This window comes from Promicromonospora sp. MS192, from assembly GCF_049532985.1.
In the GTDB taxonomy this organism is placed as follows: Bacteria; Actinomycetota; Actinomycetes; order Actinomycetales; family Cellulomonadaceae; genus Promicromonospora.
In genome coordinates this window covers 1,027,820-1,053,705 of sequence record NZ_CP186693.1, presented here as the reverse complement: position 1 = coordinate 1,053,705, position 25,886 = coordinate 1,027,820, and the positions used below count along the sequence as shown (strand labels likewise).

20 protein-coding genes are annotated in these 25,886 nt (G+C 73.1%); 6 read left to right on the top strand and 14 right to left on the bottom strand.

Annotation, left to right across the window (positions count from 1 at the left end):
• Nucleotides 1–21: 21 nt before the first annotated feature.
• A complete protein-coding gene (locus ACO229_RS04680; protein ID WP_423463958.1) occupies nucleotides 22–4,017 on the top strand; it encodes a ThuA domain-containing protein in 3,996 nt (1,331 codons plus the stop codon).
• 35 nt (nucleotides 4,018–4,052) lie between these two features.
• Nucleotides 4,053–5,969, top strand: a complete 1,917-nt coding sequence (locus ACO229_RS04675) for an OmpL47-type beta-barrel domain-containing protein (protein WP_397413685.1) — start codon at nucleotides 4,053–4,055, stop codon at nucleotides 5,967–5,969.
• Nucleotides 5,970–6,044: 75 nt separating this feature from the next.
• On the opposite strand, the gene acnA is transcribed toward ACO229_RS04675, so the two are convergent.
• The 4 genes from acnA to ACO229_RS04655 form a co-directional block, all read right to left on the bottom strand.
• Nucleotides 6,045–8,807, bottom strand: coding sequence for an aconitate hydratase AcnA (gene acnA / locus ACO229_RS04670; protein ID WP_397413688.1), 2,763 nt, complete (start codon nucleotides 8,805–8,807; stop codon nucleotides 6,045–6,047).
• Nucleotides 8,808–8,949: 142 nt separating this feature from the next.
• A complete protein-coding gene (locus tag ACO229_RS04665; RefSeq protein ID WP_423463957.1) occupies nucleotides 8,950–9,750 on the bottom strand; it encodes an SGNH/GDSL hydrolase family protein in 801 nt (266 codons plus the stop codon).
• A 63-nt stretch (nucleotides 9,751–9,813) separates the two neighbouring features.
• Nucleotides 9,814–11,196 (bottom strand): class I SAM-dependent RNA methyltransferase, encoded by a 1,383-nt coding sequence (locus ACO229_RS04660; protein WP_423463956.1) that lies wholly within the window; start codon nucleotides 11,194–11,196, stop codon nucleotides 9,814–9,816.
• A gap of 30 nt (nucleotides 11,197–11,226) precedes the next feature.
• Nucleotides 11,227–13,224, bottom strand: coding sequence for an APC family permease (locus ACO229_RS04655; RefSeq protein ID WP_423463955.1), 1,998 nt, complete (start codon nucleotides 13,222–13,224; stop codon nucleotides 11,227–11,229).
• Between the two features lie 96 nt (nucleotides 13,225–13,320).
• Here ACO229_RS04655 and ACO229_RS04650 point away from each other — a divergent pair, with 96 nt between their 5' ends.
• Together ACO229_RS04650 and ACO229_RS04645 are read left to right on the top strand one after the other, a co-directional pair.
• Nucleotides 13,321–13,974 carry a potassium channel family protein gene (locus tag ACO229_RS04650; protein WP_397413955.1) on the top strand — a complete coding sequence of 218 codons (654 nt, stop codon included), beginning with the start codon at nucleotides 13,321–13,323 and terminating at the stop codon, nucleotides 13,972–13,974.
• Entirely contained in the window at nucleotides 13,974–14,639 is a 666-nt protein-coding gene (locus ACO229_RS04645; RefSeq protein ID WP_397413697.1) for a potassium channel family protein, read from the top strand. The genes ACO229_RS04650 and ACO229_RS04645 overlap by 1 nt, the downstream gene beginning before the upstream one ends.
• Nucleotides 14,640–14,642: 3 nt before the next feature.
• Here the strand turns inward: ACO229_RS04645 and ACO229_RS04640 are convergent, their stop codons facing one another.
• The 4 genes from ACO229_RS04640 to dut all read right to left on the bottom strand — a co-directional run bounded on the left by ACO229_RS04640 (nucleotide 14,643) and on the right by dut (nucleotide 17,170).
• Nucleotides 14,643–15,392 (bottom strand): DUF3159 domain-containing protein, encoded by a 750-nt coding sequence (locus tag ACO229_RS04640; RefSeq protein WP_423463954.1) that lies wholly within the window; start codon nucleotides 15,390–15,392, stop codon nucleotides 14,643–14,645.
• Nucleotides 15,393–15,427: 35 nt separating this feature from the next.
• On the bottom strand, nucleotides 15,428–15,814 hold the full coding sequence (locus tag ACO229_RS04635; RefSeq protein ID WP_397413701.1) for an OB-fold nucleic acid binding domain-containing protein: 387 nt from the start codon (nucleotides 15,812–15,814) through the stop codon (nucleotides 15,428–15,430).
• Between the two features lie 15 nt (nucleotides 15,815–15,829).
• Entirely contained in the window at nucleotides 15,830–16,555 is a 726-nt protein-coding gene (locus ACO229_RS04630) for a DUF3710 domain-containing protein (protein WP_397413704.1), read from the bottom strand.
• Between the two features lie 126 nt (nucleotides 16,556–16,681).
• The gene (dut, locus tag ACO229_RS04625; protein WP_397413706.1) at nucleotides 16,682–17,170 is read right to left on the bottom strand and encodes a dUTP diphosphatase; all 489 of its coding nucleotides are present in this window, start codon (nucleotides 17,168–17,170) and stop codon (nucleotides 16,682–16,684) included.
• 90 nt (nucleotides 17,171–17,260) lie between these two features.
• Here dut and ACO229_RS04620 point away from each other — a divergent pair, with 90 nt between their 5' ends.
• Nucleotides 17,261–17,704 (top strand): DUF3093 domain-containing protein, encoded by a 444-nt coding sequence (locus ACO229_RS04620; RefSeq protein WP_397413708.1) that lies wholly within the window; start codon nucleotides 17,261–17,263, stop codon nucleotides 17,702–17,704.
• 101 nt (nucleotides 17,705–17,805) lie between these two features.
• Here ACO229_RS04620 and ACO229_RS04615 read toward each other — a convergent pair whose 3' ends face one another.
• Both ACO229_RS04615 and ACO229_RS04610 read right to left on the bottom strand, forming a co-directional pair.
• Entirely contained in the window at nucleotides 17,806–18,105 is a 300-nt protein-coding gene (locus ACO229_RS04615; protein WP_116675819.1) for a DUF4193 domain-containing protein, read from the bottom strand.
• 310 nt (nucleotides 18,106–18,415) lie between these two features.
• Nucleotides 18,416–19,279 carry an inositol monophosphatase family protein gene (locus ACO229_RS04610; RefSeq protein ID WP_397430515.1) on the bottom strand — a complete coding sequence of 288 codons (864 nt, stop codon included), beginning with the start codon at nucleotides 19,277–19,279 and terminating at the stop codon, nucleotides 18,416–18,418.
• Between the two features lie 120 nt (nucleotides 19,280–19,399).
• Between ACO229_RS04610 and sepH the strand changes: the two genes are divergently transcribed.
• Nucleotides 19,400–20,557 (top strand): septation protein SepH, encoded by a 1,158-nt coding sequence (gene sepH / locus ACO229_RS04605; protein WP_423463953.1) that lies wholly within the window; start codon nucleotides 19,400–19,402, stop codon nucleotides 20,555–20,557.
• A 68-nt stretch (nucleotides 20,558–20,625) separates the two neighbouring features.
• On the opposite strand, the gene ACO229_RS04600 is transcribed toward sepH, so the two are convergent.
• The 4 genes from ACO229_RS04600 to ACO229_RS04585 form a co-directional block, all read right to left on the bottom strand.
• Nucleotides 20,626–21,270 carry a thymidine kinase gene (locus ACO229_RS04600; protein WP_397413716.1) on the bottom strand — a complete coding sequence of 215 codons (645 nt, stop codon included), beginning with the start codon at nucleotides 21,268–21,270 and terminating at the stop codon, nucleotides 20,626–20,628.
• Nucleotides 21,271–21,278: 8 nt separating this feature from the next.
• Nucleotides 21,279–22,475 (bottom strand): alkaline phosphatase family protein, encoded by a 1,197-nt coding sequence (locus tag ACO229_RS04595; RefSeq protein ID WP_397413719.1) that lies wholly within the window; start codon nucleotides 22,473–22,475, stop codon nucleotides 21,279–21,281.
• A complete protein-coding gene (locus ACO229_RS04590; protein ID WP_423463952.1) occupies nucleotides 22,472–23,050 on the bottom strand; it encodes a DUF5998 family protein in 579 nt (192 codons plus the stop codon). The genes ACO229_RS04595 and ACO229_RS04590 overlap by 4 nt, the downstream gene beginning before the upstream one ends.
• A gap of 66 nt (nucleotides 23,051–23,116) precedes the next feature.
• Complete coding sequence (locus ACO229_RS04585) at nucleotides 23,117–25,873, bottom strand: GNAT family N-acetyltransferase (protein WP_423463951.1); 2,757 nt, start codon at nucleotides 25,871–25,873, stop codon at nucleotides 23,117–23,119.
• Between the last annotated feature and the right edge of the window lie 13 nt (nucleotides 25,874–25,886).

Genomic DNA, 25,886 nt, shown 5'->3' with positions numbered 1-25,886 from the left:
GGCGTGGTGAAGGGAGCAGCAATGGAACGGACAGAACGACGAAGGATCCGCGGGGCGGACGCCTCGCGCAGGACGGCACGCGGGACGTTCGCCGCGCTCGCCGGTGCGGCGCTCGTCGTCAGCATGGCGACGGTCCCCGCCCAGGCCCAGCGCACCACGGTGGCGGACGCCGCCCCCGTGGCGGCCGCGACGCAGGACGCGGCCGACGTCACCGTGCTCGTCTTCTACGGGGCGCCCGCGCAGCAGCGCGACCCCGTGACGACGGCGGTGCGGACCTTCCGCGAGCTGGGTGCCGAGCACGGGTTCACCGTGGAGACCGCCAGCGACCCGAAGGTGTTCACCGCGAAGAACCTCGCCGCCTACCGCGGCGTGGTCTTCCTCTCGGCGGAGGGCGTCGAGATGAGCACCGCGCAGGAGGACGCGCTCAAGGGCTACGTGCAGGCCGGCGGCGGCTTCCTGGGCGTGCGCGACGCCGCGCGCGCCCAGGACCGCTCCCAGTGGTTCACGGGCCTGATCGGCACCCGGCCGGCCGGCAACCTGCCGGACCCGCTGGACGTCGCGAGCGTCACCGCGAGCGCCGAGAACCCGCCGAACGAGGACGCGCCGAACCTGATCGACGGCGACTCGAACACCAAGTGGCTCGCGTTCGAGCCCACCGCGGTGATCGACCTGGAGCTGGCCGAGCCCGCGGTCGCCACGCGCTACGCGCTCACGTCGGCGAACGACTTCGCTGGGCGCGACCCCCAGGACTGGACGCTGCAGGGCTCGGCCGACGGCGAGACGTGGACCGACCTGGACTCGCAGGCGGACCAGGACTTCCCGGAGCGCTTCACGGCGCAGGACTACCGGTTCGAGAACGAGACGGCCTACCAGCACTACCGCCTGGACATCACGGCGAACGCAGGTGACGACCTCACCCAGCTCGCCGAGATCCAGCTCTTCGACGCCTCGGGCGAGCAGGAGCCGGACCCGGTGGTGCCGGTGCAGGAGGCGACGGTCAACGTCCTGGACCCCGCGCACCCGGCGGGCGAGGGCCTGCCCCAGAACTGGACCCGGTCGGACCGGTGGCTGAACTGGTCGCCCAACCCGATCGGTGACGTGCACACCGTGGCCCAGGTCCAGGAGTGGGACTACGAGCCGGGCGAGGGCGCGAACGGCGCGTTCCACCCGATCTCGTGGTGCCGGGACTACGACGGCGGCCGGTCGTTCTACACCGGCATGGGCGGCACGGCGGCGAGCTACGCCGAGGAGGGATTCCGCGACCACCTGCTGGGCGGTCTGCTGTGGTCCACGGGCATGGTGCGCGGCGACTGCCAGGCCACCATCGCGGCCAACTACGAGTCGGAGCGCCTGACGGCGCAGAACGCCGCGGGCACGCTCGACCAGATCGGCGAGCCGCACGGCCTGACGGTCGCGCCCGACGGCGGCGTCTTCTACATCGGCAAGGCCGCCTGCCCCTCGGGGCCGGTCGTGCCGTGGGAGGACCCGGACGTGGGCCTGGGCTGCGGCACGGTGCACCGCTGGGACCCGGAGAGCGAGACGACGACGCTGCTGACCACGCTCGACGTGATGGGCAACCGCGGCAGCGGCAGCGAGCTGGTCAAGAACGAGGAGGGTCTGCTCGGCATCACGCTGGACCCGAACTTCGAGGAGAACCAGTGGGTCTACCTCTACTGGATGCCGCACGAGTCGATCGACGTCGAGCGCCGCGTGGGCCAGCGGACGGTGTCGCGCTTCACGTACGACGCCGAGGCGAACACCATCGACCAGGCCACGCGCGTGGACCTGCTGCACTGGGACACGCAGATCCACAGCTGCTGCCACGCGGGCGGCGGCATGGACTTCGACGACGAGGGCAACCTGTACATCGGTTCGGGTGACAGCAACTCGTCGGGCGGCTCGGACGGCTACTCCGGCAACAACTGGACCCAGGAGTTCGCGGGCATCTCGTTCCAGGACGCGCGCCGCACGGCGGGCAACACGAACGACCTGAACGGCAAGATCCTGCGGATCCACCCGGAGCCGGACGGCACGTACACGATCCCCGAGGGCAACCTCTTCCCGGAGGGCGAGTACCCGGCCGACAAGACGCGGCCGGAGATCTACGTGATGGGCGTGCGCAACATCTCGCGCCTGGCCTACGACTCCCAGAACGACTGGCTGACCGCCGCCTGGGTGGGCCCGGACGCCGGCCTGCCGGACCCGGAGCTCGGCCCGGCCAAGTACGAGACCGCCACCATCATCACGGAGGCGGGCAACCACGGCTGGCCGTACTGCATGGGCAACAAGCAGCCCTACCGCGACCGGAGCAACGAGGACGCGAGCGTCCTGACCGGCTGGTACGACTGCGACAACCCGAAGAACACCTCGCCCCGCAACACGGGCCTGGTGGACCTGCCTCCCGTCAAGGACAACATGATCTGGTACTCGCCCAGCGGCGGCGGCCCGGTCTTCCCCGAGAACGAGGAGGGCATCCCGTCGTACGTCGACTCCGAGGCCACCTACACGCTGCCGTACCTGCGCGGCGGTGGTCAGGCCGTGATGGACGGCCCGACCTACCACCGGTCGGAGGTCGACACCGACAGCGGCGTGGCCTGGCCGGCGTACTGGGACGACAAGTGGTTCATCGGTGACCAGTCGAACGCGAACAACCGGATCGCCGTCACGGTGAACCCGGACACGGTCGAGGAGGCCGGTCCCCCGGTCTACGCCGAGGACCTGCGCCAGATCATCTCGGGCGGCAACGGCAACGCCGAGGTGCAGCAGTGGATGGACGCCAAGTTCGGTCCGGACGGGGCGCTGTACCTGCTCGACTACGGCGGCGGCTTCTTCTCGCTGACCAACAGCCAGAAGCTGGTCCGGATCAGCTACACGGGTGGCCCGCCGACCCCGCTGCCGGCCGGCGCCGGGGCGAGCGTGCAGAGCGACCCGCTGACGGTCGCGTTCACGGGCAGCGACTCGGGCGGCGTCTCCTACGCCTGGGACTTCGGTGACGGCACCACCTCCACCGAGGCCGACCCGCGGCACACCTACGCCCGCGTGGGCAGCTACGAGGCGACGCTGACGGTGACCTACGCCGACGGCGAGACGACGACCCTCGACGTGCCGGTGACCACCGAGTGCACCATCCCGGACGACCGGGACACGGTCTGGATCGGTGACGTCGACAGCGGCGTGGCCAACGACGACCTGGGCGGCTGCACGATCGCGGACCTGATCCGGGACGAGGCCGAGTGGGACACGAACGGCCGGTTCGTGAACCACGTGACCGCGGTGGCGAACCAGCTCCTGGCGGACAAGGTGATCACCCGCAAGGAGCGCACCGCGCTGCTGGCGGCGGCCGAGGAGTCGGGCATCGGCGCGGAGGGCAGCCCCACCGGTTACCGGTGGCTGTTCGACGGCACCGCCGAGTCCCTGGCCGGCTGGCGGCAGGCGCCAGGCGGGCACTTCGACCTGAAGCCGGACGGGTCGATCCGGGCGCAGGGCGGCCTGGGCATGCTCTGGTACCCGGGCGAGGAGCTGGGCGACTTCTCGCTCAAGCTCCAGTTCAAGGACGTCGCGCCCGGTGACGGGCACGCCAACAGCGGCGTCTTCACCCGGTTCCCCGACCCGCGCGTCCCGCAGGACGAGCGGCCCGAGTGCGGGCAGGGCACCGACGCCGAGGCGTGGGTGGCGATCTACTGCGGCCACGAGATCCAGATCTACGACGGGACGACCGGGGAGCCCCAGAAGACGGGATCCGTGTACAACTTCGACCCGAACGGCCTGGACGAGGCCGGGGTGACCCCCAAGGGCGAGTGGAACGACTACGAGATCCAGGTGGTCGGCCAGCAGTACACGATCATCCGCAACGGCGTGGTGATCAACGAGTTCGAGAACTCGCCGGGCAAGGAGTCCTCGCGCGCCGGCGACCCGCCCACGGACCTGCGGCAGTTCCTCACGGGGTTCATCGGGCTGCAGAACCACAGCGACGCGGACGCCATGGAGTTCCGCAACATCCGGGTGCGTGACCTGTGAGCACGCCCCGGACCGCGAACAGGAGAGGTAGGTCCATGAGACAGCAGCTGTCCCGCCTCCTGGCCGGGCTGGCGGTCGGTGCCCTCGTGGCACTACCGCTGGCCCCGGTCGGCGCCATCGCGGCGGAGCCCCACGAAGAGGGCGTCACCGCGTGGTCGCCCCCGAAGGCCAAGGGGAAGAACCATGCGCAGGACGAGGCGGGCGCCACCGCGGCCGCCACCACCGCCGAGGCGGCCGACCAGGTCCTGACCTGGACGGCGAGCGCGAGCGTCTCGCAGTACGCGTCGGCGCCGGACACCGCCACGGCGGGGGCCACGACGATCGTCTTCGAGAACAGCACGGCCACGGGCAACAACATCGCCATGAGCCACACGCTGACGTTCGACACCAGCACGCCGGGGTACAACCACGACGTCACGCTGGACATCCTGGCCAACCCTCTGGACGCCAACGGGGGCCGCTACGAGGCCGAGGTCGTCCTGACCCCGGGCACGTACCGGTACTTCTGCGCGATCCCGGGGCACGGCACGATGACGGGCGAGCTCGTGGTCACCGAGGACCCGGGCGAGGACACCACGGCCCCGGTCGTGACCCCGCAGGTGGCCGGGCAGCAGGACGGCACCGGCGCCTACATCGGGTCGGCCACCGTGAGCCTGGCGGCCGAGGACGACAGCTCCGGCGTCGCCTCCGTCGAGTACGCGCTCGACGGCGGGGAGTTCGGCCCGTACGGCGAGCCCGTGGTCCTCGACGAGCCGGGCACCTACTCGCTGGCGTACCGCGCCACGGACAACGCGGGCAACGTCTCCGAGCCCGGCACCGTGGAGGTCACCGTGGTCTCCGCCGACGGCGAGGACACGACGGCACCCGTCGTGACGGCCGAGGTCACCGGCGAGCTCGACGACGCCGGCGCCTACGTGGGCACGGCCACCGTGAACCTGGCGGCGCTGGATGCCGGGTCGGGCGTGGCGAGCGTCGAGTACGACCTCGACGGTGCCGGGTACGCGGCCTACACGGATCCCGTGGTGGTCGACGCACCCGGCGAGCACACGGTGACGTACCGGGCCACGGACAACGCCGGCAACGTCTCCGAGGAGGGTTCGGCGACGTTCACCGTGGTCGAGCCCTCGCAGGAGGACACCACTCCCCCGACCGTGACCGCCCACGTCATGGGCGAGCAGGACGAGGACGGTGCCTACGTCGGCTCGGCCACGGTGCACCTGACGGCCGAGGACGAGGCGTCGGAGGTGGCGAGCGTCGAGTACGACCTGGACGGCGGGGGCTGGTCCGACTACGGCGACCCCGTGCTGGTCGACGTGACGGGTCCGCACACGCTCACCTACCGGGCCACCGACGCGGCCGGCAACACTTCGGAGCCGGGCTCCGTGGAGCTGGTCGTGGTGGGCGGCGCGGACCCGCCGGACGTCACGCCGCCGATCGCGTCCGCGCAGGTCGACGGCGACCAGGACGACTACGGGGTCTACCTCGAGGTCGCCACGGTGTCGATCACCGCGCGGGACGACGAGTCGGGGGTCGCGTTCATCGAGTACGCGTTCGGCGACTCCGCGTTCCGGGAGTACACGGGCCCGTTCGACGTCACGGACCCGGGGGCGCACGCCATGGCCTACCGGGCCACGGACAACGCCGGGAACGTGACCCGCACGGGCACCCTCCGGTTCTCCGTGTCGCGGTCCACGATCGACGCGTGCCCCGTCTCCGACGAGCGCCCCACGGTGATCATCGGCGACAAGGACAGCAGGGTGGCGAACGTGGACACCGGCAACGGGTGCACGATCGCCGACCTGATCGACGCGGACGGGGCGTGGGTCAGCCACAGCGCCTTCGTGCTCCACGTGACCCAGGTCGCCGACCAGCTCGACGACGCCGACGTCATCACCCCGCAGGAGGCCACGAAGCTGATCCGGGCCGCCCGGCAGTCCGACGTCGGCCGGTAGCACGACCCTGCACGAACGCCGCGCCCCGGTCCTCCGCACGGAGGGCCGGGGCGCGGCGTTCGTGTCAGGTCGGGCTCAGGCGACGAGCGAGCGCAGCACGTACTGCAGGATGCCGCCGTTGCGGTAGTAGTCCGCCTCACCCGGGGTGTCGATGCGCACCACGGCGTCGAAGGCGACCTGCGAACCGTCGGCCTTCGTCGCCGTGACCGCCACCGTCTCGGGCGTGGTGCCCTCGTTCAGCGCGGTGACGCCCGCGATGTCGAAGGTCTCCGTGCCGTCCAGGCCCAGCGACTGGGCGTTCTGGCCCGCCGGGAACTGCAGCGGCAGCACGCCCATGCCGATGAGGTTGGAACGGTGGATGCGCTCGAAGCTCTCCGTGATGACGGCCTTGACGCCCAGGAGCGCGGTGCCCTTGGCGGCCCAGTCACGCGACGAGCCGGAGCCGTACTCCTTGCCGCCGAGCACCACGAGCGGGGTGCCGGCCGCGGCGTAGTCCTGCGCGGCGTCGTAGATCGTGTCCTGGGCGTTCTTCACGAAGTTGAACGTGAAGCCGCCCTCGACGCCCGCACCGTCGTTCTCGGCGGCCAGGAGCTGGTTGCGCAGGCGGATGTTCGCGAACGTGCCGCGGATCATGACCTCGTGGTTGCCGCGGCGCGAGCCGTAGGAGTTGAAGTCGCGGCGCTCGACGCCGTGCTCGGCGAGGTACTTGCCCGCCGGGCTGTCCGCCTTGATGGAGCCGGCAGGGCTGATGTGGTCGGTGGTGACCGAGTCGCCCAGCTTGGCCAGCACGCGGGCGCCGGAGATGTCGGTGACAGGCTCCGGCGTCATGCCCATGCCGTCGAAGTACGGGGGCTTGCGCACGTACGTCGACTCCGGGTCCCACGCGAAGGTGTCGCCCTCGGGGGTCTCCAGGGCGGCCCAGCGCTCGTCGCCCTTGAAGACGTCGGCGTAGTCGGACTCGAACATCTTGCGGTCGATCGAGGACGCGATGGTCGCCTCGACCTCCTCCGGCGACGGCCAGATGTCGCGCAGGAACACGGGGTTGCCGGCCTCGTCGCGGCCCAGCGGGTCGTGCTCGAAGTCGAACTCCATGGTGCCGGCCAGGGCGTACGCGATGACCAGCGGCGGGGAGGCCAGGTAGTTCATCTTGACGTCCGGGTTGATGCGGCCCTCGAAGTTGCGGTTGCCCGAGAGCACCGAGACGACCGACAGGTCGTGCTCGTTGACGGCCTCCGAGACCTTCTCGTCCAGGGGCCCGGAGTTGCCGATGCACGTGGCGCAGCCGTAGCCCACCAGGTGGAAGCCCAGCTTCTCGAGGTACGGCCAGAGGCCGGCCTTCTCGTAGTAGTTGGTCACGACCTGCGAGCCCGGCGCCATGGAGGTCTTGACCCACGGCTTGGACACGAGGCCCTTCTCGACGGCGTTCTTGGCGAGCAGCGCCGCGGCGAGCATGACCGACGGGTTCGACGTGTTGGTGCAGGACGTGATCGAGGCGATCGCGACCGCGCCGTGGAACAGCTCGAACTCCTTGCCGTCGCTGTTCGTGACGTGCACGTGCTTGCGGCCGTTCGGCGTGATGGCCGGCGAGTCGGACGCGGGGAACGACTCCTTCTCGGCCTCGTCCACCTGGTCCAGCACCTCGGGGGCGTAGGTGGGCAGGTCACGCGTGAACGCGGCCTTGGCGTTGCTCAGCTCGATGCGGTCCTGCGGGCGCTTCGGCCCGGCGATCGAGGGGACCACCGTGGACAGGTCGAGCTCCAGGTACTCGGAGTAGACCGCCTCGGGCGTGTCGGCGTCGAGCCACAGGCCCTGCTCCTTGGCGTACGCCTCGACCAGGGCGAGCTGCTCCTCGGAGCGGCCCGTCAGGCGCAGGTAGTCGACCGTGACCGAGTCGATCGGGAAGATCGCGGCCGTCGAGCCGAACTCCGGGGACATGTTGCCGATGGTGGCGCGGTTCGCGAGCGGCACCTGGGCCACGCCCTCGCCGTAGAACTCGACGAACTTGCCGACCACGCCGTGCTGGCGCAGCATCTGCGTGATCGTGAGCACCACGTCGGTGGCGGTGACGCCGGCCGGGATGGAGCCGTTGAGCTTGAAGCCCACCACGCGCGGGATGAGCATCGAGACCGGCTGGCCGAGCATCGCGGCCTCGGCCTCGATGCCGCCGACGCCCCAGCCCAGCACGCCCAGGCCGTTGACCATGGTGGTGTGCGAGTCGGTGCCGACGCAGGTGTCCGGGTAGGCGCGCAGCGCGCCGTCGACCTCACGCGTCATGACCGTGCGGGCCAGGTACTCGATGTTGACCTGGTGCACGATGCCGGTGCCCGGCGGGACGACCTTGAAGTCGTCGAACGCGGTCTGGCCCCAGCGCAGGAACTGGTAGCGCTCGTGGTTGCGCTGGTACTCGAACTCGACGTTGCGCTGGAACGCGTCGGCGCGGCCGGCGACGTCGATCTGCACGGAGTGGTCGATGACCATCTCGGCGGGGGCCAGCGGGTTGATCCGCGTCGCGTCGCCACCGAGGGCCGCGACGGCCTCACGCATGGTGGCGAGGTCCACGACGCAGGGCACGCCGGTGAAGTCCTGCATGATCACGCGCGCGGGCGTGAACTGGATCTCGGTGTCGGGCTGCGCGTCCGGGTCCCAGGACGCGAGGGCGCGCACGTGGTCGGCGGTGATGTTCGCACCGTCCTCGGTGCGCAGCAGGTTCTCGGCGAGGATCTTCAGCGAGTACGGGAGGCGCTCGACGCCCTCGACCGCACTGAGCCGGAAGATCTCGTAGGGCGTGCCGGAGACCTCCAGCGTTCCCTTCGATCCGAACGTGTCCACGGTGCTCACACTGGCTCCTTCTGCGGGGCTGACGGTGCGTCGGCTCTCACAGGCGCTGTCATCGCGCGATGGAGCCTTCGCATGGGTTCCAGGGGGCTTCACCCAGCCTAGGCCGGGCTGCTGCAGCCAGCATAACGCATTTATCTTGACGTCAAGATATCTGCGTGACCACCCGGCGCGCGATGGCGGCGTACCCCTCGTCGGTCACGTGGATCCCGTCCGCGTCGACGTAGCGCTGCCGCACCACGTTCGGGTCGATCAGCGACACGTAGGTCGCGCCGTACCGCTCGGCCGCCGCGCGCACCGCACCGTCCAGGGCCCGGACCTCCAGCCCGACCGCCCACGGCGTGGACGGCCCGACGGCGATGATCCGCGCGTCCGGGAAACGCTCGGCAGCGAGCGCATAGGTGTCCTCGACGGCCTGGAACACCGTGGCCGGCTCGGTGCGCAGCTCGTCGAAGTCGTTCTGCCCGCCGGCGATGACCACCACGTCGATGCGCGCCGGATACTTGACGGAGCGCAGCTGCTCCGCGTAGGAGAGCAGGCCCTTGTCGGGGTACCGGCTGACGAACCCGGTGCCCCCGTCCGCGACGTTGCGCTCGGTCCAGCGCATCTGCCGGGACACGATCGAGCTCCACCGCTCCTCGGGCGACGACGCACGCTGCCCCACGGTGTACGAGTCGCCGACGAACAGCGCGGTCGCCGGGCGGGCGCCGTTGCGCGGCAGGGGCCCGGTCGGGGTGGGGCGGGGCGTGGGGAGCGCGGACGGCTCCGTCGGCGCGGGGCTCGGCGTCGGCGAGACCACCACGGCCGGCGCCGCCGTCGACAGGGTCTGCGGGGCCCCTCCGGCCGTGTAGCTGCCGCCACCGAGGAACATGCCCACCACGACGGCCAGCACGAACGCCGCCGCCACCCCGAGGACGACCCCGCCGCCCACCAACCACCGCTTCACGAGACGATCCTCACGAGGCGAATCCTATGCGTCCGGAAGCGTGTGATTTGTCCACCTCGCCCATCAACCCTGCCGGTCCAGGACGGCCACGGCCTCGACGTGGTGCGTGTGCGGGAAGAGATCGAACCCGCGCACCCCCGACAGCGCGTACCCGTGCGCAGCCAGGTAGCCCACGTCGCGCGCCAGCGCGGCGGGGTCGCAGGCCACGTACACGATCCGACGCGGGTCGCGGGCGGCGATCGCGTCGACCACGGCGCGTCCGGCACCCGTGCGCGGCGGGTCCAGCACCACGACATCGGCCGCCGGGACCCGCTCGGCCAGCACCTGCTCCACGGCACCCACCTCCAGCGTCACCTGCTCGAACGCGTGCGCGTTCCGGCGGGCGTCCTTCACGGCCCGCTCGTCGCCCTCCACGGCCACGACCTGCCCCTGCGGCCCGACGGCGTCCGCGAGCGGCAGCGTGAACAGCCCGGCGCCGGAGTACAGGTCCAGGACGGTCGCCCCGGTCAGCTCCCCTGCCGTCGCCCCCGTCGCGTCCAGCACGGCGCCGGTCAGCAGCGCGGGCGCCGCGCGGTGCACCTGCCAGAACCCGTCGGCCGCCACGCGGTAGCGGTGCGTGCCCCACGGCCCGGTCACGACCTCGGTCACCGCCCGGCGCGCGTTGGGGCGGGGGTCGGGCCGTCCGCGGCGCCACGGCGCGCCGTCGACCAGGAGCAGCGGCTCACCCTCGGACGGTGCCACCAGGCGCAGGTGCGCGCCCGGCGTCCACGTCCGGGTGAACACGTCCTCCGCCACGGCGAAGTCCATGAGCTCGGTGGTGGCCAGCGGCATCTTCTTCAGCGCGATGACCCGGTGCCCGCGGTGCGCACGCATCCCCGCGTGCCCGTCCGAGTCGGCCACCAGCTCGATCCGGGTGCGGTAGTGCAGGCCGCGGCGCTCGTCGTCGCCGGGCGCGGCCTCGACCGTGACCTCGCGCTCCAGCCACTCGGGGTCGATGCGCGCCAGCCGCTCGAGCTGCTCGACGAGCACCGTCTTCTTCCAGTGCCGCTGGGCCGGCATGGCCACGTGGGAGAGCTCGCCGCCGCCCGCGCCGTCCGGGCCGGCCGCGGGCCACGCGGGCTCGATGCGGTCGGGCGACGCCTGGAGCACCTCGACGGCGTCGGCCCGCCAGAAGGTCTGGCCGCCCTCCGTGACGCGGGCCCGCACGCGCTCGCCGGGCAGGGCGTGCCGGACGAAGACGACGCGGCCGTCCAGCCGGGCCACGCAGTGGCCGCCGTGGGCGACCGGGCCGACCTCGAGCTCGACCTCCCGGCCCACGGCCGGGTCGGGGACGTCGCTCACGCGGCGGGCGCGGCCCGGCCGCGGGGAACGCTGCGGACGGCGGCGCGGGCGGCCACCGGAGTCCGGGTCGGCGGGCGCGGTGCGGCGGTCGGGGGTACGGGGCATGCCTCCAGTATCGCCCACGGGACCGGCCCGCTACATCCGCCGCCCGCGTAGGAAGGTGTCGCCCTCCAGGCCCGTCTGGCCGCTGGACGAGTCGAGCTGCCACGGCACGGAGGCCACCACGACGCCCGGTGTGAACAGCAGGCTGCCCTTGAGCCGCAGCGCGGACTGGTTGTGCAGGAGCTGCTCCCACCAGTGGCCCACGACGTACTCCGGGATGTACACGATCACGAGGTCGCGCGGCGACTCGCGGTGCAGGGAGCGCACGTACTTCACCACGGGCCGGGTGATCTCGCGGAACGGCGAGTCCAGGATGCGCAGCGGCACCGGCAGGTCGAGGGCCTCCCACTCGGCGACCAGCCCGTCGACGTCCTCGCGGTCCACGCCCACCGTGACGGCCTCCAGCACGTTCGGCCGGGCGGCGCGCGCGTAGGACAGGGCCCGCATGGTCGGCTTGTGCACCTTGGAGACCAGCACGACGGCGTGCACCCGGCTGGGCAGCGCCCGGGCGGCCGAGACGTCGTCCAGCGCGAGCTCGTCGCGCACGCGGTCGTAGTGCTTGCGGATCGACCGCATGAGCACGAACAGGACGCCCATCGCGAGCAGCGTGATCCACGCGCCGTGCGTGAACTTGGTGATCAGCACGATGATCAGCACGATGCCCGTGAGGCCGAACCCCACGCCGTTGACGAGGCGCGAGCGCAGCATGCGGCCCCGCACCGCCGGGTCGTGCGCCGTGCGCAGCTCGCGCGTCCAGTGCCGCAGCATGCCGAGCTGGGACAGCGTGAACGACACGAACACGCCCACGATGTAGAGCTGGATGAGCCGGGTGACCTCGGCGTCGAACAGGACGATGAGCACGATCGCCGCGACCGCGAGCGTGATGATGCCGTTCGAGAACGCGAGCCGGTCGCCGCGGGTGTGGAGCTGCCGGGGCAGGTAGCCGTCGCGGCCGAGGATCGAGCCCAGCACGGGGAACCCGTTGAAGGCCGTGTTGGCGGCGAGCACGAGGATGAGGCCCGTGACGGCAGAGACCGCGTAGAACGCGGGCGGGAAGCCGGAGAACACGGCCTCGGCGAGCTGGCCGATCACGGGGATCTGCACGTAGTGGTCCGAGACCGGCTGGCCGTTGAGCGAGAGCTGCTCGTGCGGGTCCTCGGCGAACCGGACACCGGTCGCCTGGGCCAGCAGGAGGATCGAGATGATCATGGTCGAGGAGATGGCGCCGAGCAGCAGCAGGGTCGTGGCGGCGTTGCGCGACTTGGGCTTGCGGAACGCGGGCACGCCGTTGCTGATGGCCTCGACGCCGGTCAGGGCGGCACAGCCGGACGCGAAGGCGCGCGCGAGCAGGAAGGCGCCCGCGATGCCCACCAGGCCCTGGTCGAACGCCGCCTCGGCGGAGAGCTCGAAGTCGGCGCTGGCGGCCTTCGGCAGGTTCCCGGAGAAGAACCGGAAGGCACCGGTCACGATGAGGGCCCCGACGATCGCCATGTAGCAGTACGTCGGGATGGCGAACGCCGTGCCGGACTCCTTGACGCCGCGCAGGTTCACCAGCGTGAGCAGCACCACGGCGATCACGGCGGCGGCCGCCTCGTGCCCGCGCAGCCCGGGGATGGCGGCGGAGGCGTACTGCGCCGCCGACGAGATCGACACGGCCACGGTCAGCACGTAGTCGACGAGCAGGGCCGAGGCGACGCCGATCCCCGCCGTCGGGCCCAGGTTGGTGGTGGCGACCTCGTAGTCGCCGCCGCCGGACGGGTAGGCGTGCACGTTCTGGCGGTAGGAGGCGACCACGATGAGCAGCACCACGACCACCACGAGACCGACCCACGGCGAGAACGTGAGGGCCGCGATACCAGCCAGGGAGAGGGTCAGGAGAATCTCGTCCGGCGCGTAGGCCACGGACGACAGCGCGTCCGAGGCGAACACGGGCAGGGCGATCCGTTTGGGCAGCAGCGTGTGCCCCAGGCTCTCGCTACGCATGGGGCGGCCGACCAGGAGGCGTTTGGCCGCATCGACGATGTCTGACACGTTGGATGACTCTATGCCCGTCGATGGCCTCCAGCGCACCCAGGGCACCGCCATCACCCGCGGCGCGGTAGCGTTCCGTCCGTGCACTTCGTCATCATGGGCTGCGGCCGCGTCGGCTCCAGCCTCGCCCAGGAGATCGAGGGTCGCGGGCACTCCGTGGCCGTCATCGACCAGAACCCGGACGCGTTCCGGCGCCTGCCCGCGGACTTCTCGGGCAAGAAGGTGACGGGCGTCGGCTTCGACCGGGACACGCTCGTGCAGGCGGGGATCGAGGACACGTACGCGTTCGCCGCGGTGTCCGACGGCGACAACTCCAACATCCTGTCCGCCCGCGTGGTGCGTGAGACGTACGGCGTGGACAACGTCGTGGCGCGCATCTACGACCCGCACCGCGCCGAGATCTACCAGCGTCTGGGGATCCCGACGGTCGCCACGGTGCGGTGGACGGCCGACCAGGTGCTGCGCCGCATGCTGCCGCTCGGCTCCAGCGACGAGTACGTGGACCCGTCGGGCACGGTGCGGCTCGCGCAGATCGACTACCACCGGCGCTGGGTGGGCCGGCCCGTGCTCGCGATCGAGTCCGCGACCGGCGCCCGGGTCGCGTTCGTGACCCGCTACACCTCGGCCGTGCTGCCCACGCCCGACGTCGTGCTCCAGGAGAACGACACCCTGCACCTGCTCATGACGGCCGACGCCTCGGCCGACGTCGAGCGGATCCTGACCGCCGCCCCGACCGCCGAGGAGGACTGATGCGCGTCGTCATCGCCGGGGCCGGCTCGGTGGGCCGCTCGATCGCCCGGGAGCTGCTCAGCCACGACCACGAGGTCACCCTGATCGACAAGAACGCAGCGGCCATGCGGGTCTCGCAGGTCCCCGAGGCGGAGTGGGTGCTCGCCGACGCGTGCGAGCTGCCGGCGCTGGAGGCGTCCGAGATGGAGCAGGCCGACGTCGTGGTGGGCGCCACCGGCGACGACAAGGTGAACCTCGTGTTCTCCCTGCTGGCCAAGACGGAGTTCGGGGTGCCGCGCACGGTCGCGCGCGTGAACAACCCGAAGAACGAGTGGATGTTCGACCAGTCGTGGGGCGTGGACGTGGCGGTGTCGACGCCGCGCATCATGACGGCGATGGTCGAGGAGGCCGTCGCCGTGGGCGACCTGGTGAAGATCTTCAGCTTCAGCCAGTCGGGCGCCGACATCCTGGAGCTGACCCTGCCCGCCGACTCCCGCGTCGCGGGGACGCGCGTGGGCCAGGTCGTGTGGCCGGCGGAGGTCACGCTCTCGACCATCGTGCGCGACGGGCGCCCGCTGGTGCCCAGCGGCGACGACACCCTGGAGGCGGGCGACGAGCTGCTCCTGGTGGCAGGGAAGGACGCCGACACCGCGGCTCTCCAGAAGCTGCTGGTGCCGAAGGGCTGAGGGCTAGGCGCCCTCGGGCGCCTGCCGCCGCACCACGTACCAGGTCAGGTACAGCACCAGCGCCCACAGCGGCACGCCCAGCAGCAGGTGGAAGGTGCCCAGCCACGCGATGTCGCCCGCGAAGTACAGCGGCGTCTTGACCGCCAGGCGCAGGGCGAACAGCCCGACCCAGAGCCAGGTGGCGATCGTGTAGGTGCGCAGCTTGGCGGGGTCGTCGCGCCAGGCGGTCAGGGCCGCGAACGGCGAGGGCCCGTCGCTCCCGGGCTCCCGGCCGGCCTCGGCGCGCACCGCGTCGGGCGTCAGGCCGGCGCGCAGGGCCTCGACCACGTACCCGACCGCTGGGCGGCGCACCAGGATGGTGACGAGCAGCACCACGAGGTAGCCCGCATTGAGCAGCAGGCCGCCCGCGTAGTAGTTCTCGGCCTCGCCCGACGTCCATGCCCACACCACGCCGATGGCGATGCCGAGCAGACCGCCCAGGGCCTGCGTCACGGGCGTGCGCTGCACGAGCCGCGCCACGACGAGCACGAGGGCGGCCACGACAGAGGCGATCAGCGGGACCGTCAGGTCGGTGAAGATGACGAACGCGACCACGAACACCAGGCCGGGGAGCACCGCCTCGACGAGGCCGCGCACGCCGCCCACGGCCTGCGCGGCCGAGAACTCCTCGCCGGTGAGGGCACGCATCCCGCGGGCGGGGGCGTGCTCGGGCTCGGGCTGCGTGGGCACGTCGTCACGTGCGGGTTCGCTCATGGGGCCCATTGTGCCGTGCTCGGCCGGCCGCTGATTCACCCGTGCTCCCCCGGCCGCGGCCGGAGCTCGTAGCGCGGGTTGAACATGGTGCGGCGGCCGTCGACCTCGCACACCATGCCCTCCACGCGGATGCGCCGGCCGGGCTCGATGCCGTCGATGGTCCGCCGTCCGAGCCACACGAGGTCCAGGGCGCCGGAGCCGTCGAACAGCTCCGCCTCCAGGGTCGGCACGCCCTCGCGCGGACGCAGCACCACGGACCGCAGCACACCGGCCACCTTGCCCCGGCTGCGCAGCGGCAGCGACGTGACGGCGGCACACCCGGCGTTCCGGGAGGCGTCGGCGCGCTCCTCGGTGTCCGAGACCTCCTCGTTGGACGCGAGCGTCCGTGCGATGCGCGACGCGAGCGCCGAACGCAGCGACATCAGTACCTCACCTCGTCAGCCGATCTGGGTGATCTCGGGGCCGCGACGCAGCGGGTTGAAGTCCGACAGCTGCGGTGCCGCGCCCTCGGGACCGGCGGCGGGTGCCGCCTCCTGGGCACCATCCTTGCGCGCCGACTTCGGCAGCGCCAGGGGCAGCAGGTCCCGCGGGGGCCGCGGGCTCTGGTCGCGGACCACGACGATGTTCGCGAACACGGACTCCAGCGGCTTGGCCGCCTCGGCGTCCAGCGCCGCCCGGCCCGCGAGCACGCCCCGGACGAACCAGCGCGGGCCGTCCACCCCGATGAACCGGGCCGGCCGCTGACCGGTCTGCCCGTCGGGGCCCTTGACCGGCATCCGCACCAGCAGCTCGCGCCCGAACACGCCCGGCACGTCGTCCACGACGCCGCCCTGGCCGCCCACGGACTGGGCGATCTCGTGCCGGATCTCGTCCCAGATGCCCTCGGTGCGCGGTGCCGCGAAGGCCTGCACCTGCAGGTTCGACCCCTCCAGCGCGGCCGTCACCCCGGTCACCTTCTGCGTCTTCTTGTCGATCTCCATGCGCAGCTCGAGGCCCGGCATCACCGGCAGCCAGATCGCGCCGAGGTCGACACGCGGACCCATCTCGTCCACCTGCGACCGGTCGAACGGTCCGTGCGGCCGCTTCTGCTGCTCGGCCTCGACCGACGCCCACTCGACCGGCGCGGGCTCATCCGCCGCACCTCGTCGGCTGAACAGACCCACAGCCACGCTCCTTACGTAGTTCGGCTCGCCGCGCGCGTGCGGTTGCTCCGCACGGCGGCGTTATCCACTCGTTACCTACAGCCTAGACCCCTGCGGCCCACGGCCGGTACGGAAGTCGGTGCCGGCTCAGCGGCCCGCGAAACCGCCGCTGGAGCCGAAGCCCCCGTCGCCCCGGTGCGACCCGGGCAGCGTCTCGGCCTGCACGAACCGGGCCCGCTCGACCTTCTGGACCACGAGCTGCGCCACGCGGTCACCACGGACCAGCTTCACGGCCTCGGTGGTGTCGGTGTTCAGCAGCGTGACCTTGATCTCGCCCCGGTACCCGGCGTCCACGGTGCCGGGCGCGTTCACGATCGTGACCCCGTGCTTCGCCGCCAGCCCGGACCGCGGGTGCACGAACGCCGCGTAGCCGTCGGGAAGTGCTATCGAGACGCCCGTGGGCACCATCACCCGCCCCTGGGGCGGGATCTCGACATCGACGGTCGTCACCAGGTCGGCACCGGCGTCGCCGGGGTGCGCGTAGGAGGGGACGGGAACGTCGTCGAGGAGGCGGATGAGCACGTCGACCGTGCTGCCGTCGGCGCCGGAGGCGGCGCTGGTCTCGGGGGTGGGCACGCCGGAAGAGTACGCCACCTCGGGGCCCGCTGCCGCAAGAGTGCCGGTCCGGGTGCCCGGGCAGGCCTCCGGGGCTGGGATGATGTCCCCATGACGGCGACCACCCTCACCTTCCACGAGCGCCTGCTGCCCGGTCCGGGAGGCTGGCTCGGCACGGTCGGTCTGGGAGCCATCGCGGCGATCGCGCTGTGGCCCGTGCACGCGGGCGCGGCGGTCCTGGCCGGGCTCCTGGTCTGCGTGGGCACGGCAGCCGCCCTCGCGGTGACGTCACCGGTGGTCGAGGTGTCCGACGGCGTCCTGCGCGCCGGCAGCGCCCGCGTCCCGGTCGCGCTGCTCGGGCCCGCGCAAGCCCTGGACGTGGCCGCGATGCGGCACGAGCTCGGACCGGGCCTGGACGCGCGCGCGTACGTGTGCCTGCGGGCCTGGGCCCGCACCGGGGTCCGGGTCGCGCTCGACGACCCGGCCGACCCGACCCCCTACTGGCTCGTCTCCACGCGCCGGCCGGAGCTGCTGGTCCGGGCGCTGGAGGGCTGAGGACCCCGGGCACGACGAAGGCTGCCACGCATCGCATGACAGCCCGGTCGTGTCGTCAGTGCCTCGTCAGTGCTCGACGGCGTGCGGAAAGGCCTGGTGGATCAGGCGGCGCACTCCGTGCAGATCATCTGGCCGGCCTTCTCGTAGGCCAGCTGGCTGCGGTGGTGCACGAGGAAGCAGCTGGAGCACGTGAACTCGTCCGCCTGACGCGGCAGCACACGCACGGCGAGCTCCTCGCCGGACAGATCGGCACCCGGGAGCTCGAAGCCCTCGGCCGCCTCGGTCTCGTCCTCGTCCACAACGCCCGAGGACTTGTCGGAACGACGTGCCTGCAGCTCCTGGATCGAGTCCTGCTCGACATCCTCATCGGTCTTGCGTGGGGCGTCGTAGTCAGTTGCCATGTGGTGTTCTCCGTCGGTAGGTGGTCGCGCCGGAAGGTTTCGGGCCATCCGGGGTTCGACGCCGCCCCGGCCGGGTCCCCGCACGACGCCGCGGAACGGCGCCCTCAGCGGGTGTACGCGCTGATAATGCATGCGGCCCCGGATTTGTTCCCGAGTCGGCCCACGGATTGTGCACCATTTCTGTCAGGCGCGCTACATCTGCCGGTGTAACCCCCGTCACGTAGGCTCTGACCTGCATTGACGGCCTTCCCAGCGCCTTCTCACCGGGTTCCGGGGTGCTGACCGGTCACGGGCCGTGTCAGAAAAAAGATCACCCGATTCCGGGCTCGGCCGCCCCGTCGGCGTCGATCTCCTCGAGGATCCCGGCGAGCTCCGCCACCAGGTGCGCGGGGCCCGCGACGGTCATCGCGTTCCCGGCCGGCCCGCCCCGCAGACCGGTCACCACGGCCCCCGCCTCCGTCGCCACCACGGCCCCCGCCGCCATGTCCCACGGGTTCAGGCCCCGCTCGTAGTACAGGTCGATCGAGCCCTGCGCGAGCAGGCACAGGTCGATCGCGGCCGAGCCGAGCCGGCGGATGTCCCGGATCTTCGGCAGCACCTGCGTGAGGACCTGCGCCTGCTGCGCGCGGCGGCCCGCGTCGTAGCCGAATCCCGTGCCGACCAGGGAGGTGCCCAGCGAGGACGCGGACCCCACCCGGACGGGCTCGCCGTCGCGCGTGGCCCCCTCGCCGAGGCCGGCCGACCAGGTGCGCCCGTCGGCCACGCTGTGCACGCACCCGGCCAGCACCGTCCACGCACCGGGCTCGGGCGGACCCGCCACCACCGCGACCGACACCGCCCACGACGCCACCCCGTACAGGTAGTTCACCGTGCCGTCGATCGGGTCGAGCACCCAGGTGAGCCCGCTGGTGCCGGGCACGTCGTCGCCCTCCTCGCCCAGGATCGCGTCGTCGGGCCGCTCGGCGGCGATCATCTCGCGCAGCAGGTCCTCCGAGGCGCGGTCCATGACCGTGACCGGGTCCACCTCGCTCGACTTCGTGGCCGCCACCACCACCCGTTCCGGTCTACCCTCACGGACCAGGGCACCGGCCGCCGTCGCGAGGCGGACGGCGAGGTCGCGGAGGGCGGTGACGGTGACGCCGTCTGGCAGCTCAGGCAGTGCGGGTGAGGTCACGCACCCATCCTGCCCCACGCGTGTGCCGGCCACTATCCCGCGGCACACCGACGCGCCTGCGCCGCGGGGCCGCCCCGCGGTGGCAGGCTCGGCCCACAGGACTACCCCGGGAGGACTGGCATGGACGAGCTGGAGCTGGTACGGCTGCACGAGGACGGCGAACGGCTCGTCCTCGTGGCGCGCGACGGCGCCCAGAGCACCCTGCCGATCACGGATGCCCTGCGCGCCGCGATCCGCGGCGACCGCCCGCGCATGGAGTCGATCCGGGCCCAGGAGGAGTCCGCGCTGCGACCCCGCGAGATCCAGGCACGCCTGCGCGCCGGCGAGACCGTCGAGCAGCTCGCCGAGGCCTCGGGCCTGCCGGTCGAGCACGTGCGGCGCTTCGAGTACCCCGTGATCTCCGAGCGCGAGCACTCGATCTCGCGCGTGCGCGCCAAGGCGGTCCTGACCGACGACGACGGCGCGACCACCCTCGGCGAGGTCGCCGACGAGCGCCTGCGCTCGCGGGGCGTCCGTCCCGACGACGCCCGCTGGAGCGCGACCCGCGAGGGCACCCACCCGTGGATCGTGCAGGTGGAGTTCACCGCCGCCGAGCGCCCGCGGGTCGCCCGCTGGTCGCTGGAGCCGCGCGGCGGGTTCGTGGAGGCGCTCGACGACGAGGCCCGCTGGCTCGGTCTGCCCGAGGACGACGGCGGCCCCGCGCTGGCAGGCGTGTCCGCCCTGTCGCCGCTGCGCGGCGGTCAGCACCCGGCGCGCCCGGCCCCGCCCGAGCCGGACGACACCGACCTGCTGCTGGACAACCTGTCCGAGCGACGCGGCCAGCGCCCGGCGCGCCGTCCGAGCCCGGACCACGAGCAGCCGCACCTGCTGGACCCGGACGACCTGCCCGACGCCGCGGGCGACGAGCCGGCCGGTGCCGCCGAGCCCGCGGAGCAGTCCGCGGCCGTCGTCGACATCGGTGCGCGGCGGGGCGGCTCGCGCCCGAGGATGCCGTCCGTCGTCGTGCCGGACTCCCCCGCCGACCTGGAGTGGGAGGCGCCCAGTCAGTGGGAGATCCCCGGGCCGGGACGGGCGGACGGGACGGAGCCCGGTCCGGACGTCGAGGCCGGCACGGACAGCTCGGAGCCGGAGCCCGCGCCGGACGCCCCCGCGCCCGAGCCGGCGCCCGAGAAGCCGCAGGCCGAGCCGAGGCGGCCGGCCGCCAAGCGCGGGCGCAAGTCCCGGGCGCAGGTGCCGAGCTGGGACGAGATCGTGTTCGGGTCGCGGCCAGAGATCTAGGAACGGCAGGCGGGCGCGTTCGGCCGAGCCCGCCGCAGAAGGTGCGAGCGGCCATCCGTGGACGCGGCTCAGCCCCAGAGCGAGTCCTGCGCCGACCGGCGCCTCGCGGTGAGCGCCGTCATGCGGCGCACGTGGTGCCGGCGGCACAGCACCTCGTAGGCGACCTCGGCGGCCGGTTCGAGCGCTCCGACGTCGCCGATGACGACCTGCTCGCCCTCGGTGACCATGACGCCGTCGACGGTGCGCGCGTTGTGCGTGGCGCGCGCACCGCACCAGCACAGCGACTGGACCTGGAGCACCTCGATGCGGTCGGCGAGCTCGATCAGGCGGGCGCTGCCGGGGAACAGCCGGGTGCGGAAGTCGGTGGTGATGCCGAAGGCGAAGATGTCGATCTCCATCTCGTCCACCAGCCGGGCGAGCTGCTCCACCTGGGCGGGCGAGTAGAACTGCGCCTCGTCGCACACGAGGTAGTCGACGGCCTGGCCGGCCGCGCGCCGGGTGCCGATCTCGGCCCAGAAGTCGGTGTCGTCGGTGACCTCCTCAGCCGCGACCTGCAGGCCGAGCCGGCTGGAGACCCGGGCCTCGCCGGCCCGGTCGCCGCGGCTGAAGATGAGGCCCTCGCGCCCGCGGGCCCGGTAGTTGTGGTCCGTCTGGAGGGCGAGGGTGGACTTGCCGGAATCCATGGTCCCGGAGAAGAAGACGAGCTCGGCCACGAGTCCTCCTAGGCGACGGCCGTCAGCAGGGGCACGAGCATCTCGTGCGGGGTCAGGGAGCCGTGCACGCCGGGCAGGGCCCGCGCGGCGGCGGAGTGCACCCGAGAGTCCACGACGGTCGCGGCGCCGGTCATCGCCACCACGACGTCGCCGACCGCCGGCAGCACGTGCGGGGCGACCGGACCGAACCACCCGGCCGCGACGGCCTCGTCCCGCCGCCGGACCACGGCGTGCTCCCCCAGGCGCCCGGCCCACCGCCGCGCGACGTCGGCCGGGTCCGTGCCGGGGTCGGTGTAGACGTGCAGGGCACGCGGTTCCCCGCCGACCATCGCGACACCGGGCCGCAGCTCGCCGTCGGTGGCGACGTCCCACTGGGTGCCGAGGTCGGCCTTGATCTGACCATGGTCCGCCGTGACCACCACCAGCGTGCCGCGCGGCACGCTCCGCAGCAGCCGGCGCAGCTCGCGGTCGGTCGCCTCCAGGGCGTCGCCCCACTGCCACGAGTCCCAGCCGAACCCGTGGCCGGTCTTGTCGACGTCGCCCTGGTACAGGTAGACGAGGCGCTGCGGCGCGGGGCCCGGCCGGCGCAGGGCCGCGACCGTGGCGTCCACCCGCTGCTCGAACGTCTCGGCGGCCACCTGGACGGGGCCGCGCAGCGCGGCCTGGGTCATCCCGGACCCGGCGAACTTGCGCGGGCCGGGGGCCGTCACGCTCACGCCCGCCGCGGCCAGCGTCTCCAGCACCGTGGGCTCGCGCTGCACGTCGGCCGGGTCGCCGAGATCCTTCCACTGCACGACGGCGGCCAGCCGCCCGCTCACCGGGTCGCGCTGGGTGTACCCGAGCATGCCGGTGCGGCCGGGCGCGGTGCCCGTGCCGAGGATGCTCAGGCCCGCGGCGGTCGTGGAGGGGAAGCTGGAGGTCAGCGTGGCGGCGTCCACGTCCCGCTCCCGGAGCAGGCCGCGCAGGAACGGCGCGTGGCCCCCGCGCTCGGCGAGGTTGCGGATGCCGAGGCCGTCCACGAGCACCACCACCACGCGCTCGGCGTCGGGCAGGCCGAGCGCCGCGCGGCTGCCCGCGGCGGTCAGGCCGGTGGCCGTGGTCAGGTCGTGACCCAGAGCGCCGGCGACGGCGGGCAGCACCGCCGCCAGGCTCGTCGTGTCGTAGGTCGGCGCGACCAGGCCCGCGGGCAGGTCCGGTGCGCTCACGCAGACGTGGCCCGGGACAGGGCGCGGGCGAAGTCGACGGCGGCCCGGACGGCGGCGTCGCCCTCGGCCTCGCCGGAGATCCGGACCACCACGTCGTCCGGCGTCACCTGGCCGGTGAGGCCGTGGTCGGCCGTGCAGCTCGGGTCCACGCACGTGGCCGGCTCCAGGTCGACACGGGACACGGCACCCCAGCCGATCGCGAGCGTGACCTCGCGCGTGCCGCCCGCGTGCGGGTACCGCTCCGGGTCGGCGATGACGTGGGTGAGCGCCACGGAGCGGACCTCACGCAGCGGCACCACCTCCGTCGTGGCGGACGCCGAGCCCGGGCTGGCCGGGTCGGCCCCCGCGTGGTCGTCGACGTGCGCGGTGACCAGCCGGGTCGGCGTGAGCACCAGGACCGTCAGGTGCCGCCGCACCTCCGAGTCGAACGTCGTCTCCGCCTGCACCAGGTGCGACACCACCTCCTCGTCGGCGAGCGCCACGTCGAGCACGTCCGCGACGAGCTCCGGGTAGTAGCCGGCCCGGTGGAGGTGGGCGGTCAGGTCTGCACGGGCATCAGTAGGGGCATGGGGCACGGGGAGAATCCTCCCACGAGCGGGCCGGTCGCCGTTAGCCGAGTCAGCCCCGGCAGGTTGACCGAGTCAGCCCGGCAGGGCGCGGCGCGGCGCGTCGGTGCGGCGCTCCGCCGGGCGCAGACGGACCGTCGCGTGCAGCACCGAGGCGCCGTGCTCGGCGACGGCCACGGGGTACAGCTCCAGGGAGGCCAGCTCCGGCAGGTCGTCGGCCATGACCGACACGCGCGCGAGTACGTCCTCCAGCGCGGCGACGTCGGCGGCCGGTGCGCCCTGGTAGCCGAACAGCCGCGGGGCCGCGCGGACACCGCGCACCATGCGCGCCACGTCCACGTCGGTCAGGGGCGGCACGCCGTGGGTCACGTCGTCGAGCAGGTCGACGGCGTCGCCCGCCAGGCCGAACGAGACCACGGGACCGAAGAGCTCGTCCTCGACCGAGCGCACCACGCAGGCCACGCCGGTGGGTGCCATGGCCTGCACCTCCAGCACCGGGTCGGGCGCGGGCAGCAGCGCGGACGCCGCGGCCAGCATGCGCTCGGCGTCCTCGCGCAGGTCCTCGGCGTCGGCGATGTCGAGGCGGACGCCGCCCAGGTCAGCGCGGTGCCGGAGCGCGGGGGCGGCGATCTTGAGCGCGACCGGCCAGCCCAGCTCCTGGGCGGCGGCCACGGCCTCGTCCGCCGTGCGCACGCTGACCGATCCCCACAGGGTCAGGCCGTAGCAGGCCAGCAGCTCGGCGGCCTCCCCCTGGTCCAGCAGGACGCCGTCGGCCGGGGCCGGCTCCCCGGCGTGCCGGGCCAGCAGGGACTCGACCAGGGTGCGGGCCTGCGCCCGCGCGGCGCCGTCGGACATCCCCTCGCGCAGGGGCGGGCGCACCGGGGTGCCGTGGTCCTGGGTGCGCCACTGCGCGTAGCGCACCACCTCACCGAGCGCCCAGACCGCGTCCTCGGGCGTGGAGAAGGCGGGGATGCGCACGTCGCCGGAGGCGAGCTCGTCGGGCAGCCCGTGCAGGCCGACGGCGCTGACCACCGTGGTGCGGCCCGTGCGGGCGGCGGCCTCGGTCACGGCCCGCGCGATCGCGTCGGTGCGCGGCAGCACCACGGGCACGGAGACCACGACCACGGCGTCGCAGGCGTCGGGCGCGTAGAGGGCGTCGACGGCGGCGGCGATCTCGTCGTCGGGCGCGCCCGCGGACAGCGGCTCGGGCGGGCCCACGACCGTCAGGCCGGCCGCGGCCACGGCGTCAGCCACGAGGGCCGCGAGCGACGGCGAGCTGGCGACGATGCCGACCCGGCCGCCCGCGGGCAGCGGCTGGTGGGCCAGCACCTGGGCGACGTCCATGAGCTGGTGCGTGTTCTCCGCACGGATCACGCCGGACTGCCGCAGCACCTCGTCGAGCATGCGCCGCGGCGCGCGCGTGGCCCGCACGGTGTGCCCTGGGGGCACGACGCTGCCGTGGCGGCCCGCGACCACCACGACGACCGGCTTGACCTGCGCGAGCCGCCGGGCGATCCGCGAGAACTTGCGGGGGTTGCCGAGCGTCTCCAGGTACAGGCAGACGACGTCGGTGTGCGGGTCGTCCTGCCAGTACTGCATCACGTCGTTGCCCGAGACGTCCGCCCGGTGCCCCGCCGAGACCAGCGTGGACAGGCCGAGGCCCCGGCGCTTGACGGTCTCGGCGGCCGTGACGGCGGCGGGCGCGCTCTGGCTGAACAACCCCACGCGCCCGGGCCGCGGGGCGGTCAGCGCGAGGCTGGCGCGCAGGCGCGCACCGGGCACGTTGGTCAGCAGGCCGTAGCTCGCCGGGCCGACCACCCGCATGCCCTCGGCGTGCGCGGTGCGCAGCAGCTCGCGGCGCCGGGCGACGCCGTCGGGCCCCGCCTCGGCCCAGCCGGCCGACAGCACGACCACACCGCGGGCGCCCGTGCCCCGCAGGCGGCGGACGGCGTCGATCACCTCGTCGGGCGGGGCGGCGATCACGGCGAGGTCGATGCTGTCGGCACCGAGGTCCGCCCACGTCACGTGCTCCCCCAGCACGAGCAGCTCCGTGTCGCCGGGGTCGGCGGCGTGGGCCTCGCGGACCCGGGCGGCCAGGAGGTCGTCGACGGTGGGGGCAGCCGCGGCGTCGTGCGGGCCGATCAGCAGCACCCGCCGGGCCGAGAGCAGCCCCTGCATCGAGCGGGCCTCCGTGCGGTGCTCGCGGTCGGCCATGACCTCGCGGGAGCGGTCGGTCGGGTCGAGGTCGACCGACACCGTCACGACGCCGTCGTCCAGGTGCTGCTCGACGGCGTAGCCCGCCTCGCGGAACACGCCCAGCATGGCGCGGTTCTGGGGCAGCACCTCCGCGACGAACCGGTGCACGCCCCGTTCGCGCGCGGCCGCCGCGATGTGCTCCAGGAGCACGGAACCCAGGCCCTGGCCCTGGATGGCGTCCGCGACGTTGAACGCGACCTCGGCGGTGCGGCGGCCGGGCTGATCGTCGATCACGTCGTAGCGCGCGACGCCGACGATGTCCTCCGCCCTGCGGTCCGGGCCGTCGCCCGCGGCGGGCCGGACCGCGACGAGCGCCGTCCGCCGCACGTGGTCGACCGTGACGAGCTGGGTGAGCATGCGCTCCGGGATGCGCTGGAGGGCGGCGAAGAACCTCAGGTAGGTGGAGCGCTCGGACTGCGCCATCTGGAAGCGCTGGAGCGCGTCGGCGTCGTCGGGGCGGATGGGGCGCACGTGCGTGGTGGACCCGTCGCGCAGCACGACGTCCGCCTCCCACTCGACCGGGTACCCGGTCGGATAGGGCAGGCGCACGGTACCCACGGCCTCTGGCTGATCCACGGTCCCAGGCTAG